The 13,037-nt window shown below is 36.0% G+C and carries 16 protein-coding genes; 15 read left to right on the forward strand and 1 reads right to left on the reverse strand.

The genetic code is table 11. The features are described 5' to 3' along the window. The 15 genes from ACOVO2_RS25580 to ACOVO2_RS25650 all read left to right on the forward strand — a co-directional run. Positions 1-634: IMPACT family protein (locus ACOVO2_RS25580; RefSeq protein WP_421772703.1), on the forward strand; the 634-nt coding region annotated here is incomplete at its 5' end. A gap of 167 nt (positions 635-801) precedes the next feature. Next, positions 802-1,044: a hypothetical protein gene (locus ACOVO2_RS25585; protein ID WP_421772704.1), complete on the forward strand. Its 243-nt coding sequence runs from the start codon at positions 802-804 to the stop codon at positions 1,042-1,044. A gap of 17 nt (positions 1,045-1,061) precedes the next feature. After that, positions 1,062-1,253: a hypothetical protein gene (locus ACOVO2_RS25590; protein WP_421772705.1), complete on the forward strand. Its 192-nt coding sequence runs from the start codon at positions 1,062-1,064 to the stop codon at positions 1,251-1,253. Between the two features lie 9 nt (positions 1,254-1,262). After that, positions 1,263-1,943, forward strand: coding sequence for a PD-(D/E)XK nuclease family transposase (locus ACOVO2_RS25595; RefSeq protein ID WP_421772735.1), 681 nt, complete (start codon positions 1,263-1,265; stop codon positions 1,941-1,943). A gap of 213 nt (positions 1,944-2,156) precedes the next feature. Then, positions 2,157-3,974: a serine hydrolase domain-containing protein gene (locus ACOVO2_RS25600; RefSeq protein ID WP_421772706.1), complete on the forward strand. Its 1,818-nt coding sequence runs from the start codon at positions 2,157-2,159 to the stop codon at positions 3,972-3,974. Between the two features lie 182 nt (positions 3,975-4,156). Then, the gene (gene bla / locus ACOVO2_RS25605; protein ID WP_421772707.1) at positions 4,157-4,915 is read left to right on the forward strand and encodes a subclass B1 metallo-beta-lactamase; all 759 of its coding nucleotides are present in this window, start codon (positions 4,157-4,159) and stop codon (positions 4,913-4,915) included. 284 nt (positions 4,916-5,199) lie between these two features. Further along, positions 5,200-6,093, forward strand: coding sequence for a Kelch repeat-containing protein (locus ACOVO2_RS25610; protein WP_421772736.1), 894 nt, complete (start codon positions 5,200-5,202; stop codon positions 6,091-6,093). A 56-nt stretch (positions 6,094-6,149) separates the two neighbouring features. Further along, positions 6,150-6,746, forward strand: coding sequence for an HPP family protein (locus tag ACOVO2_RS25615; protein WP_421772708.1), 597 nt, complete (start codon positions 6,150-6,152; stop codon positions 6,744-6,746). A gap of 18 nt (positions 6,747-6,764) precedes the next feature. Continuing rightward, positions 6,765-7,730 carry a YitT family protein gene (locus ACOVO2_RS25620; protein WP_188766150.1) on the forward strand — a complete coding sequence of 322 codons (966 nt, stop codon included), beginning with the start codon at positions 6,765-6,767 and terminating at the stop codon, positions 7,728-7,730. 167 nt (positions 7,731-7,897) lie between these two features. Next, the gene (locus ACOVO2_RS25625) at positions 7,898-9,016 is read left to right on the forward strand and encodes a lactonase family protein (protein WP_421772709.1); all 1,119 of its coding nucleotides are present in this window, start codon (positions 7,898-7,900) and stop codon (positions 9,014-9,016) included. 101 nt (positions 9,017-9,117) lie between these two features. After that, on the forward strand, positions 9,118-9,534 hold the full coding sequence (locus ACOVO2_RS25630; RefSeq protein ID WP_421772710.1) for an iron chaperone: 417 nt from the start codon (positions 9,118-9,120) through the stop codon (positions 9,532-9,534). Positions 9,535-9,682: 148 nt separating this feature from the next. Beyond that, entirely contained in the window at positions 9,683-10,129 is a 447-nt protein-coding gene (locus tag ACOVO2_RS25635) for a GNAT family N-acetyltransferase (RefSeq protein ID WP_421772711.1), read from the forward strand. After that, complete coding sequence (gene cdaA / locus ACOVO2_RS25640; protein ID WP_421772712.1) at positions 10,104-10,883, forward strand: diadenylate cyclase CdaA; 780 nt, start codon at positions 10,104-10,106, stop codon at positions 10,881-10,883. Before ACOVO2_RS25635 ends, cdaA begins: the two co-directional genes overlap by 26 nt. A 124-nt stretch (positions 10,884-11,007) precedes the next feature. After that, on the forward strand, positions 11,008-12,042 hold the full coding sequence (locus ACOVO2_RS25645) for an aminotransferase class V-fold PLP-dependent enzyme (RefSeq protein ID WP_421772713.1): 1,035 nt from the start codon (positions 11,008-11,010) through the stop codon (positions 12,040-12,042). Beyond that, the gene (locus tag ACOVO2_RS25650) at positions 12,039-12,608 is read left to right on the forward strand and encodes a MarC family protein (RefSeq protein WP_421772714.1); all 570 of its coding nucleotides are present in this window, start codon (positions 12,039-12,041) and stop codon (positions 12,606-12,608) included. The genes ACOVO2_RS25645 and ACOVO2_RS25650 overlap by 4 nt, the downstream gene beginning before the upstream one ends. Before the next feature lie 62 nt (positions 12,609-12,670). Here the strand turns inward: ACOVO2_RS25650 and ACOVO2_RS25655 are convergent. Continuing rightward, a partial coding sequence (locus ACOVO2_RS25655) for a hypothetical protein (RefSeq protein WP_421772715.1) occupies positions 12,671-13,037 on the reverse strand: 367 nt, incomplete at its 5' end.

Below are 13,037 nucleotides of genomic sequence, written 5' to 3' on the forward strand. Positions count from 1 at the left end.
GGTTCGCTCCACGTTATTCATGCTTTTTGAAGATACATATAAAACAATTAAGGCTCCTGTTGAGGGCTTATTTAAAGATAGAGGTAGCAAATTTCTGGCTTATGCCTATCCTATCGAACACGAAAATGAAGTAAAAGCATTGGTCGATAATCTCAGAAAAGAGCATTTCAAAGCGGTGCATCATTGTTATGCCTATCGTTTGGGACTCGACCGCACTAATTTCAGAGTAAATGATGATGGCGAACCTTCGGGAACGGCTGGAAAACCAATTTTAAATACCCTCTTATCGCAAGATATTACCAACATTTTGGTAGTGGTTGTTCGGTATTTTGGCGGAACGCTTTTGGGTGTTCCTGGTTTAATCAATGCCTATAAATCTGCAACGGCCGAAGCTCTGACAGTGGCAGAAGTAGTTGAAAAGACCGTCAATGATGTTTATAATGTTAGTTTTGAGTTTGTGCAAATGAATGATGTAATGAAAATAGTGAAAGAATTTAGTTTGAAAATCAGAAATCAAACTTATGATAACCAATGCACTATGGAACTCGAATTCAGAAAAACCCTCACCAACCAAGTGATTGGTAAACTTGAAAAAATTGATGGGATTTCGGTGGAGTATTTGATGACGGTTTAGATGGAAAGTATGACGATAAAAATTCGAAAGAAGCTTAATTTTATTCAAATAAATACAAAAAGTACTATATAACTTTCATAAATTTGAGAGTTGGTGGCTACCGCAAAAGAAGCTTAATAATAACCCCAATATAACAAAGTAGTATGTAAATATTAACGTTAAAATATTTGCTGAATTTACTTTATGCTTCTGATACGGGTGGAATATTCTTTAGAGGTTTAATTTCCTCAATTGAAACAGAAAGTAATTTTGATAAAACCAATTATTTATCAGCTTTAAGTACCTTAATTGATAAAGAGTATGTTGAGATAACCTTTTTTAACGATGACCATGGTAATAAGATTAACCACCGCATTTTTATAACTAAAAAAGGTATTAAATATTTGGAAACGAATTTATCTCTAAATTAAAGAATTAACTTAGCTTCATGGAAGCATTATACACAGACGACCAAATATTTATTCCGATAATCTCGGATTATGGATTCAAGGCTACTTTTGGCAATGAAGCAAATACGCTTTTCTTGCGTAAGGCTTTGCAAGCACTTATCAAGTCAGAAGTACCTATAAAAGAGGTAAAATTTGATAAAAATACCTTTGAAGGAATCACCCAAGACTGACGTAGTGGTATTTTTGATTTGGCTTGTATTGACGAAAACGACAATCATTTTATCGTTGAAATGCAGTATGGCGATATCCCATATTTTGTGCAACGTATGAAATTTTATGCCTTGCACAAGTTCAACGCAATGGTAAAACGTGGTAAATTTGACTATGGTACGCTGACAAAAATCTATTGCGTAGCTATTTTGGCAAACAATATTCTACCTTATGACGACTTTCATACACTCGCAAACCTACGGAATGAAAAAGCCGAACTTTTTGACGAACAAATGACATTTGTTACAGTAGAATTAGATAAATTTAAGTTACAGGAAGTTGATTGTCAAACAGATTTACAAAAACTGATTTATACGATGAAAACGATACATACAGTTACCCAACCGACACAATTCCCCAAGTTTTGGGATGAGGAATGGCTTAAAGTTGCCATTGATGAGTTGGACAGTCGCAAAATGACACCTGACGAAAAGGCTTCATTGGAGATTCTGATTGCTCGTAATGCAGAATCGGTTAAAGCAGAAAGCAGAAAAATTAAAGAAGCAGAGGATAGAAAAGAATTAAATGTAAAAACAGAGGTCGTTACAAAAGCTCTTTTGAAAGGTTTAGACATTGAAACGATTGCAGACTTTGCGGACGTTTCTACAGAATTTGTGCGTTCAGTTCAGAGACAACTCTCTGCAAACTGACACTTGGGGACTTTTTGCTCATGGACATTTGGCTGGTAAAAAAAGCGGCAGGCACCAACATTGTATTTATGAAAGACTGGCGGATGTAAGTTTTTCAGTTTTTATAATTCTATAAAGCATTGTGCAAATGCTCAACTTTTGTATTTCAAATCCAAGTCCTTTATAAATACTATTTCGTTGTGTACTATTTTAAAGAAACCTCACCATTAGTTGATGAAATTTAGAATATTTTACCTTTTTATTTTTTGCTTGATAAATTCTGCATTTGCTCAAACAAATCAAAATTTAAAAAATGAAATCAATAAAGCATTGATTGAAGAAGGACTTACAGGTGCAGCTTGGTCAGTCGTTGATGCAGATGGTAAAATTACTTATGATGCTGTTGGTCTAAGTAACAAAGAAACTGGTACACACCTAAAACCAACTGATAAAGTACATATTGGTTCAATCACAAAAACACTCATTGCAACAGGTATTTTAAGACTTGCGACTGAAAACAAATTGAATTTAAACGACCCAGTAAGCAAATATTTACCACATCTTAGCTTTGAAAACAAGTGGGAAAAGAATTGCCCTATTACCATTCGTCATTTGTTGGACCATACTTCAGGATTAACGGATATTCGACTTTGGCAAATTTTTAGTAAAAGTGCTCATCCTAATTCGCCGCTTGAGCTTGCATTTAAACGTGACCCAAAAGTTTTGAAAGTTCACACACAGCCAGGAAGTATTTTTTCCTATTCAAATATGGGCTATACCTTATTGGCTATGATTGTTGAAAGTGTAACAAAAGAAAAATATGAAAGTTATTTAGACAAAAACCTGTTGATGCCGTTAGGAATGACGAACAGCACGTTTCAATTTGTTTCGCAAGTGGGAGAAAATGCGGACAAGCGTTTAGCTTTTGGTCATTTGGACAAACAAAAAATATTTCCTTCCCTGCCTATGTATTTACGACCAGCAGGACAATTTACTACCACAGCTTATGATATGGCAATTTTTGCTAAATTTTTATTAAGTGATGGTACTGTAAACGGTAAAATGTTTATTGACTATAACTATTTGTTACAAATGGGAAAAGCCCAAAATACCATTTCAATTCAGAAAGGTTTGTTAGTCGGTTATGGGTTAGGAGCAATATTAAGAGATAGACATGGACAAATTGGATTAGCACATTCGGGTAATATTGTTGGGTATCATGCCATGCTTTATTGGTTTCCGAAATTTAAAAAAGCTTTTTTCATTTCACACAATATGGATAGTGAAACAGCTAATTATGAACGCTTCAATAAAATCCTTATCCAATATTTAAACTTAGATACCGTTCTGAACAGGCCCAAAAAAGTTCAAACTAAAGGCTTGGAAGATTGGGCGGGCTATTATCTTCCCGTATTTCCCAAAGTTGAATCTTTTGCCTATGCCGACATACTATCTGGTTTTACAAAAGTTAAACTCAATGACAGCATGGTCATTTTATCGCCCTTTCAAAAAGCTGAAAAAATATTATATCAAGTGGACAAGTATGTTTTAATTGCTGAAGAAAAATCGGAAAATTCACATATTTTCTATAAAGATAGTTCAGGTAAAGTTTTTATTTCCGATGCTTTTTCTACACATCAAAAAGTAAGTGGCTATTATTTACTGGCCCATTGGATTAGTTTTATATTGGGCTGTATTGGGCTTCTAATTTTATTTTTTTCAGGTATCTTTCAAATGATGAAAAGCAAAAAGAGAGTAGTATCCAATCCCATTTTTGCTTCTTTTATGGCAACAATACTTCTTTTGTTGCCTATGCCTTTTTTCTTCCTGCAATCTTTTGTTGCACTAGGAGACAAAACAGTCGCTAGTATGCTGTTATTTTTTGCAAGCTGCTTTTTACCAATCGGACTTGCTTTTTCGTTCGGATATTATTTAAAAAATGGCATATTTAGTCCAAAAAATAAATTGAATTTTATTGCACTAATATTAGCATTGCAATGGATTGTTGTACTGTTCGCTTGGAATCTTATTCCTTTTAGACTTTGGGCTTGAGTATTTGTAGAACGCTAGGAAAACCGGCACACAACATCGTATTGGCAATAGCGGGGCTGAAGTACAAAATTCAACATTGTAATTTTATTGGGAATTTGTACAAAATCCAAGCTGACGTTTTCCAAATTCCCCACCATCGTCAATACGTAAACCGTTAAAAACCAATCAATAACCAAAGAAAAATGAAAGCTATCACTAAAACTCTCTCACTACTCATTATCTCAATTATGAGCATCAGTGCTTTTGCTCAAGAGAAAGCCAAATTCAAATCTAAAGAAATTTATAAAACCAGTAGTTTGGTAATCACGCAAATTTCTGAAAATGCTTTTAAACACGTTTCATTCAAACAAACCAATGATTTTGGCTATGTACCTTGCAATGGAGTTTTGGTCAGAAATAATGATGAAGTTATTGTATTTGACACCCCAACCAACGATAAAAGTGCCGAAGAACTCATCAAATGGGTAAAAGAAACGCTTCATTGTAAAATCAATGCCGTTATTCCTACGCACTTCCACGATGATTGTTTGGGCGGTTTAAAGGCGTTTCATGATAATAATATTCCCTCTTATGCTAATTTCAAAACTATCGAATTGGCAAAAGAAAATAAATACACCGTTCCGCAAAATGGCTTCAAAGATTTACTCACACTAAAAGTTGGTAAAGAAAGCATCACCGCCAAGTTTTTTGGAGAAGGACACACCAAAGATAATGTAGTGGGTTATTTTCCGAGTGAAAATGTCATGTTTGGTGGGTGTTTGGTGAAAGAAGTTGATGCCAGCAAAGGGTATTTAGGCGATGCCAATCTTGCCGAATGGTCTAATACCGTAGAAAAAGTAAAAAAAGCTTATCCAAATGTTAAAATCGTAGTGCCGGGCCACGGTGATTATGGTAATCAACAATTACTTGATTATACAATCAAATTATTCAAAGTTCAATAATAAGCTTGCTCAAGCTACAATTTCTTACCGCTTTAAGCATTATAAATTTAAAACTTTCGTACAAATCCCAAAGAATCTAAGCTAACAGGCTTAGGTTCTTATCCACACAAATACTTTCATTGTCGCTTATCTTCTCCGAAAAAGTTTTTTTTTCGTTAAATTGCTTACTCAATCAACCTCTTTAAGCAATTTTCCCTATGACCATTATATCTTTTATCAAAGTCGGCCTACTAACTACGCTCGGAACATCATTTTTTTGTGCCAACGCCCAAACGTGGGAAGTAATGACTCCAAAAAATACTTGCACCAATCGCCACGAAAACACCATGACAGCTGTTGGGAACAAACTCGTATTATTGGGCGGACGTGGCATTAAACCCACGGAAATCTACGACATAAAAACCCAAACTTGGACAAAATCAGTTGACACTCCACTCGAAATACATCATTTGCAAGCAGTTACATACAATGGCGAAGTATATGTAATGATGGCCATGACAGGAAATTACCCGCACGAAACCCCAATTCAGAATATTTATATCTACAATCTCGAAAAAGGAGAATGGCGAGTTGGCCCCGAAATCCCGAAAGACCGTTTGCGTGGTTCGGCTGGCTGTGTGGTCTATAAAGACAAAATTTATACAGTTTGTGGAATTACCGATGGGCATTGGGATGGCCACGTGGCATGGCTTGATGAATATGACCCAAAAACCAATACTTGGGTAAAATTGGCCGACGCCCCTCACCTACGTGACCACGTAAGTGTAGCCGTAATCAATGATAAACTATATGTGGCAGGCGGCCGACGTTCAACGGCTCGTATCAACCAAGTTTTGAATCTGACTGAAGCAGCAGTCGATGTATATGATTTAAAGAAAAAAACATGGCAGACACTTTCAAGCGAATTAAATTTACCAACGCAAAGAGCGGGGAATTCATCAGTAGCATTTGGCGATAAACTTTTGGTCATTGGTGGTGAAAGTGCGGCTCAAGTACCTGCCCATAGCGAAGTTGAGGCATTCGACACCAAGAAAATGCAATGGGTGCCTTTTCCAAGTCTCAAACAAGGGCGTCATGGCACAGGAGCAGCAGTGGTTGGCGGAAAGGTTTATTCGGTGGCAGGTTCGGCTAATCGTGGTGGTGGCCCCGAAATCAACGAAATGGAGGTTTTGAAGTAAACCAATCCAATAAATATTTTGCACACAACAACACTATAAGTACAACAAAACAAAAAATGGTAAGAAATAAACTTAAACGAGCTTTAAGGATGACGAGATATGTTATCTACCGAGAAACCTTGGTCGATACCAAAGAGCACCTCTATTCATTTATTGGCTCGTTTGTAGGTATCGCACTCATTGCATTTATCCAAAGTAAAACCTTGGCCGAAATCGATAATGTATTTCTAATTGGTTCGTTTGGAGCATCGAGTGTTCTGATTTTTGGTGCCATTCAAAGCCCATTGGCACAACCTCGAAATCTGGTTGGAGGGCATGTTATCTCGGCTATTATAGGCGTGACTATCTATAAAATTATGCCCAATATTTTATGGATTACCGCTCCTTTGGCGGTTTCGCTCTCTATAGTGATGATGCAAATAACCAAGACTCTCCACCCTCCAGGGGGAGCGGCGGCATTGATTGCAATCATAGGCACTGACAAAGTAAAACAACTGGGGTATTTATATGTATTAACACCCGTACTTACTGGCACACTAATTTTACTGATAGTTGCGTTGGTTTTCAATAACCTAACACCTACTCGGAAATACCCAACTGACAGAAGATTCACCAATTTTCTGAGAAAAAGAAAAGCAGATTTAAAAACTTAATTCGTAATAAGCATAGCTATGAATTCACTCTGGAAAAAAATAATTACAAAAACCACGCTACCTAAATTAGCAAGCGGAGAAAGATACTCCGACTATAAACTGGCCAAAGGGTATCGTGAGTTAAAAATCTTACTCAAACGCTACCTAAAAGATATTATCTTGATAACGGCTGGAATTTTTTCGGCATCATTTGGTTTCAAAGGTTTTTTATTGACTAACCATTTCATTGATGGCGGAGCTACGGGTATTTCGTTGCTCATTTCGGCCTTGACTCAAATTCCGCTTTATATCCTCATTATTTGTATCAATATTCCGTTTATCTTTTTGGGTTATAAAATCTTGGGGAAAGTATTTGCCCTCAAAACAGCCTTAGCCATTGCTGGACTTGCACTCTGCGTAGGTACAGTGAATTTCCCCGATGTTACTCAAGATAACCTATTAGTTTCTATCTTTGGTGGATTTTTTCTTGGGGCGGGTATCGGCTTAGCCGTCAGAGGTGGGGCTGTCATCGACGGAACTGAGGTTTTGGCGATTTTTTTAAGCAAAAAAATGGGAACAACTATTGGCGATATTATCATTATCATCAATGTGCTTATTTTTTCAGCCGCAGCTTATTTTCTTTCGGTCGAAATTGCCCTTTATTCAATGATTACCTATCTGGCTGCTTCAAAAACCTTAGATTTTATCATTGAAGGTATTGATGAGTATATCGGCGTAACGATTATCTCTTCACACAACGAGGAAATCAGACAAATGATTATCAATGAAATGGGGCGTGGTGTAACTGTTTATAGCGGTAAAAAAGGCTACGGAAAAAGTGGTGAAACTAAAAATATTGACATTATTTATACCGTAATCACGAGATTGGAATTAAATAAACTCAATACCGAAATCGAAAAAATCGAACCCAATGCCTTTGTGGTCATGAACAGCGTAAAAGACACTAAAGGAGGAATGATAAAAAAACGCCCACTTGACCATTGAAATAATTATATTGATAATCAATGAGTTATAAAATAATGGAACGCTGATGACACTGATTTTCAAACGCAGATAGACACTGATTTAAAAATCTGTGACTATCTGCGGTGCTTGCATCTGCGTTATCAGCGTTCCAATTTTGAAGATTATACTTTAAGTTAATATACTTTATGAAAAAACTAACCTCTTTATTTATCCTTTTACTAAGTATCAATTTTGTTTTTGCTCAATCAAAAACCTTGATGTTTGTTGGCACCTACACCGATGGTAAACCCGATAAAGGTATTTATGTGTATGAACTCAATCCAAAAACTGGTGCTTTAAATTTAGTTTTTAATACCGAAAATATTATAAATCCTTCCTTTCTGACGGTTTCGCCCGATGGAAAGTTTTTATATGCCTGCACCGAAACCAAACTTCCTCAACACGGAAATGTAAGTGCATTTGCCATTAATAGTGCTGATGGTAGCTTGAAATTTATTAATAAACAATCGGCCAATGGCGAAAACCCTGTTTATGTGAGTGTGCATAAAAACAATAAATTTGTCATTACGGCTAATTATGGAGAAGGAAATGTAACGGTTTTAAGCAAAAATGGAGATGGCAGCCTCAACCCGTACGTACAAAGTATTCAATTTTCTGGAACGAGCATCAATAAAGAACGACAAGAAAAACCGCATATCCATTCCGCAAATCTTTCACCGAAAAACGATTTTCTTTTTCTGCCCGATTTAGGTAGTGATAAAATCAGAACATTTAAGTTTGATGATAGCCAAGCCAAACCATTAATCGAAACTAATCACTTGACTATCAACACCGAAGCCGGCGGAGGCCCTCGCCACATGGCTTTTCATCCAAATCAAAAATTTGCTTATGCTATCGAAGAATTGAGTGGAAATATCATTGCTTATACTTATAAAAATGGGCAATTAAACAAAATTCAAAGCACAGTATCGAATCAAAAAAAAGCAGAAATTTATAGCAGTGCAGATATTCATATTTCGCCCGATGGTAAGTTTTTGTACGCTACCAATCGAGTAGAAAATACTGTTTCTATTTTTAAAATCGCATCAAATGGGCGTTTGACTTTAGTAGGTCATGAATCCACTTTTGGCGAAACACCCCGAAATTTCAATATCGACCCAACGGGTAATTTTGTTATCGTGGCTAACCAGAGTTCAAATAATATAGTGGTTTTTAGACGAAACCCACAGACAGGTTTATTAACTAAAATCAGCGATGATACAAAAGTCTTACACCCTTCTTGTTTGCAATTTAAAACCTATTGAGTGGTCAACTGACAATAGTCGATAGTACACAGAGATAAAAAGCATTCATCATGCTTTACTGAGCTATTTTTATATTATTTCAAATCAGTTACTAACTATTTATGATGGAGAAGAATATTGCCGTGAAAGATATTGACTCGTATCTTTCGTTTGTACCAGAAAAAGAACGTATCGCTCTTGAAGAATTGCGTCAGCAAATACAGGATTTAGTACCCAATGCCGAAGAGGTAATCAGCTATATGATTCCGACATTCAAGTACAAAGGGGCATTGGTGGGATTTGGCTATTATAAAACTCATCTCTCGTTTTATTTCATGAGTTCTGGATTACGAGGTCACTTCGGACAAGACTTGGTTGGCTACAAACATGAGGGTTCAACAATACATTTCACGGCCGAAAATCCACTTCCAGCAGAAGTTATCCGAAAAATAGTTTTGGCGAGAGTAATGGAAAATGAAGAAAAGGCGGCCCAAAAACTGAAAGCAAAGCAAGCCAAAGTTATTAAAAATAAGGAATAGAGATTAAAATTCGCCATTATCCTGCTGAAAGAAATACTAAAAATCAATCTACTATTCTCAAAAAGTATTTATTTTGTATTGAAATGATTTTTCTGAATTTAAGGCAACTCATTTTATCTTAAATCCTTTATAAACCGTTATTGATAAAATGGAACTTCTACTCAGAAAAGCAACGCAAAACGATGCCGATTTGACATTTGAAATCGAACAAAGTTCATTCAAAGAATACAGCGATGCCGTTTACAACACCGAAATCGAATCGCACAGACGAGAATTTGATTCGGAAAACATTCAGATTATCGAATTTGAAAAACAAAGTATCGGATATTTGGAGATAGAAGAAAAAAATCATTCTTTTGAAATCATAAATATTCTGATTCAAAAAGACTTTCAAAACCAAGGTTTTGGTCGCCAATTGCTTGATAAGGTGATTGAAGATGGACAAAGAAAATCTAAAGGAATCGAATTACAGGTATTGAAAAACAACCCAAAAGCAAAGCGGTTTTATGAAAACTCAGGTTTTCAAGTGTACTACGAAACCGAATTTGAATATAAAATGAAATTTTCTCATGCAAATAGGATTTTTAGAAGTTAAGTGGACTGATATTTTAGATATAACGCTCGTTGCATTTCTGCTCTATTACATTTATAAACTAGTTCGAGGAAGTGTTGCCAGTAGGGTTTTCTTGGGTTATTTGCTCATATATTTGTTCTATCTCATCGTAAAAGCCATTGGTTTGGAGCTACTTACCCGTATTTTAGAGTATTTTATGGGTGTGGGAGCCATTGCCCTGATTGTTCTTTTTCAACAAGAAATTCGTCGTTTTTTGCTATTGGTTGGCAAATCTACCTCCCTTACAAACAACCAGTTTTTTTCCAATTTGCTTGGCACAGAAATAAATTCGAACGAAAAATTTCCTTTAAAAAGCATCATCGAAGCCGCAAAAACGATGTCGAGTGAATTTACGGGCGGAATTATCGTCATTCAGAAAGAAGATGATTTATCCAAATTTGCTGAGTCTGGCGATGTTATTGATGGAGTTTTATCTAAAAAACTAATTTTATCGCTCTTTAGTCAGTATAGTCTGCTAAACGATGGAGCATTAATCATCAACCAAAATCGCATCAAAGCAGCACATTGCATTCTACCGATTGCGAGCAACGATGATTTACCGTCAAATTATGGTTTTCGCCACCGTGCAGCACTTGGTATTTCGGAAGCAACAGATGCTGCGGCAATATGTATTTCGGAAGAAAACGGAAAAATATCATTGGCAATTGATGGAAACATCAATACCGTTTCAGTAACCGAACTCGAAAGAGATTTAAAAGCGTACTTTTTAAAATAGTTCTGAGTTGAGAGTTCTGAATTCTGAGTTAAAAATACTAAGGCACTCGTGTGAATTGTAAAATAAAACTTTCAGTTTTCTGTTTAAACTCCCACTCAGAACTCTCAACTCAGAACTCTCAACTTTGACAACGTTTTATCCAGGACCATCAAAAGTATATCCGCAAGTGGCAACTTACCTCCAAGATGCCATGAATGAAGGTATTTTGAGTCAAAATCACCGCAGTAAGGCTTTTATGGAAATGCTTGAAGCGTGCATTTCGGCCTTTAAACAAAAACAAAATATTCCGAACGATTACGAAGTTTATTTTACTTCATCAGCCACCGAATGTTGGGAAATCGTCAGCCAATCCCTCGTAAAAAATCATAGTTATCATGCTTTTAATGGTGCATTCGGTGAAAAATGGTTTGAATATGCCTCTCGCTTAGGTAAAAAAACATCAGCAACAAGTTCTGATTTTCAGGAAAAAATATCCAAATCGCATTCAACCGATGCCGATGTTTGGTGTTTTACCCAAAACGAAACATCAAATGCCACTCAAATCGAGTATTCATTTTTTAGCAAACTAAACACCGAAGCACTCATTGCAATAGATGTTACATCTTCGTTGGGAGGAGTTGAACTTGACTGGTATTCGGGAGATATTTGGTTGGCTTCAGTGCAGAAATGTCTTGGTTTACCCGCTGGAATGGGCGTGATGATTTGCTCGCCAAAAGCTATCAAACGTGCCGAAGTAATTGGCAATCGAAACCATTATAACAGCCTACTTTTCATCAGAGATAATTTCAAGAAGTTTCAAACACATTACACACCAAACATTCTTGGCATTTATCTTCTAATGCGAGTAATGCAGCAAGTGCCTGATATTCAAACCATTAGCACTCACATAAAATCAAGAGCAAAGGATTTTTATAGATTTATAGCCCAAGAAACTACTCTTGATTTATTGATTACCAATGAAGAAGTAAGGTCAGAAACAGTTATTGCAATAAAAGGAACGGTTGATGAAATTTCGGCTTTAAAACAAAAAGCTAAAGAAAATAATATAATTTTGGGTAATGGTTATGGTGCTTGGAAAGACACCACTTTCAGAATAGCCAATTTCCCAGCTATTGAAGATTGGGAATTCGACAACCTCAAAACCTTACTACGCCAATGAACTTCGTTTTCAAAGAAATTATCTCGGTTTCGATTATCTTATTTTCGGTAATTGATATTTTAGGTGCAATTCCTATAATTATTGATTTACGTAAAAAAGCAGGCAGTATTCACGCCGAGCAGGCAACATTAGTTGCAGGTGGCTTGATGATAACTTATCTGTTTTTGGGTATTAGTATTTTGAGTTTATTTGGCGTTGATGTCAAATCGTTTGCCATAGCGGGGGCTTTGATTTTATTTTTAATCGGTTTTGAAATGATTTTGGGAAGAAGCATTTTCAAACACGAAACTACTAATAGTAAAGCAACCTCAATTGTGCCACTGGCTTTTCCGATAATTGCGGGAGCGGGTACGATGACTACCATTATTTCATTGAAAGCCGCCTATCAAGTCGAGAATATCATCATCGGAATTTTATTAAATTTACTCGTAGTTTATATAGTTTTAAGAAACTCTCAACAACTCGAAAAAATTCTCGGGCCAACTGGGGCAGATATTTTGCGTAAAGTTTTTGGAATGATTTTGATTGCAATTTCTATCAAATTGATAAAAACGAATTTGTTTTAGCATAAAAACGGTGCCTTCGAATTCGCTCAGGCACCGTTTTGTTTTTTCATAATATTGTGTTTCTATTTTTTCTTTCTTAAATAGACGTTTCCGTGGTCTGACCTGATTGTTAGATTTACACCTCCACCATTAATTGTACCGATGGTAGCATTTGTGTTATTACAATTACAATCAGAAGAGTCAGAAATTTCATTCCAATTAATACCTCTCTCTTTCAGTCTAACTAAATCTTCAGCTAAAGTCGTAGAACTTACACTTCCATTTATACTAATCGCCTTTGCTTGCTGTCCATTTGGAAAAGCAGCATTAATTCTTGCTGATTTATCTCCTTTTTCCCCCTTTTCACCTTTATCAATTATTGTTTCTGTTTTGGCTGGGGCAATATCAAAATCAGTAAAGAAATCAGCGTAAGTTGCTTGTACTTTTAGG

Origin of the sequence: Emticicia sp., from assembly GCF_049241225.1 — a bacterium.
Taxonomy (GTDB): domain Bacteria; phylum Bacteroidota; class Bacteroidia; order Cytophagales; family Spirosomataceae; genus Emticicia.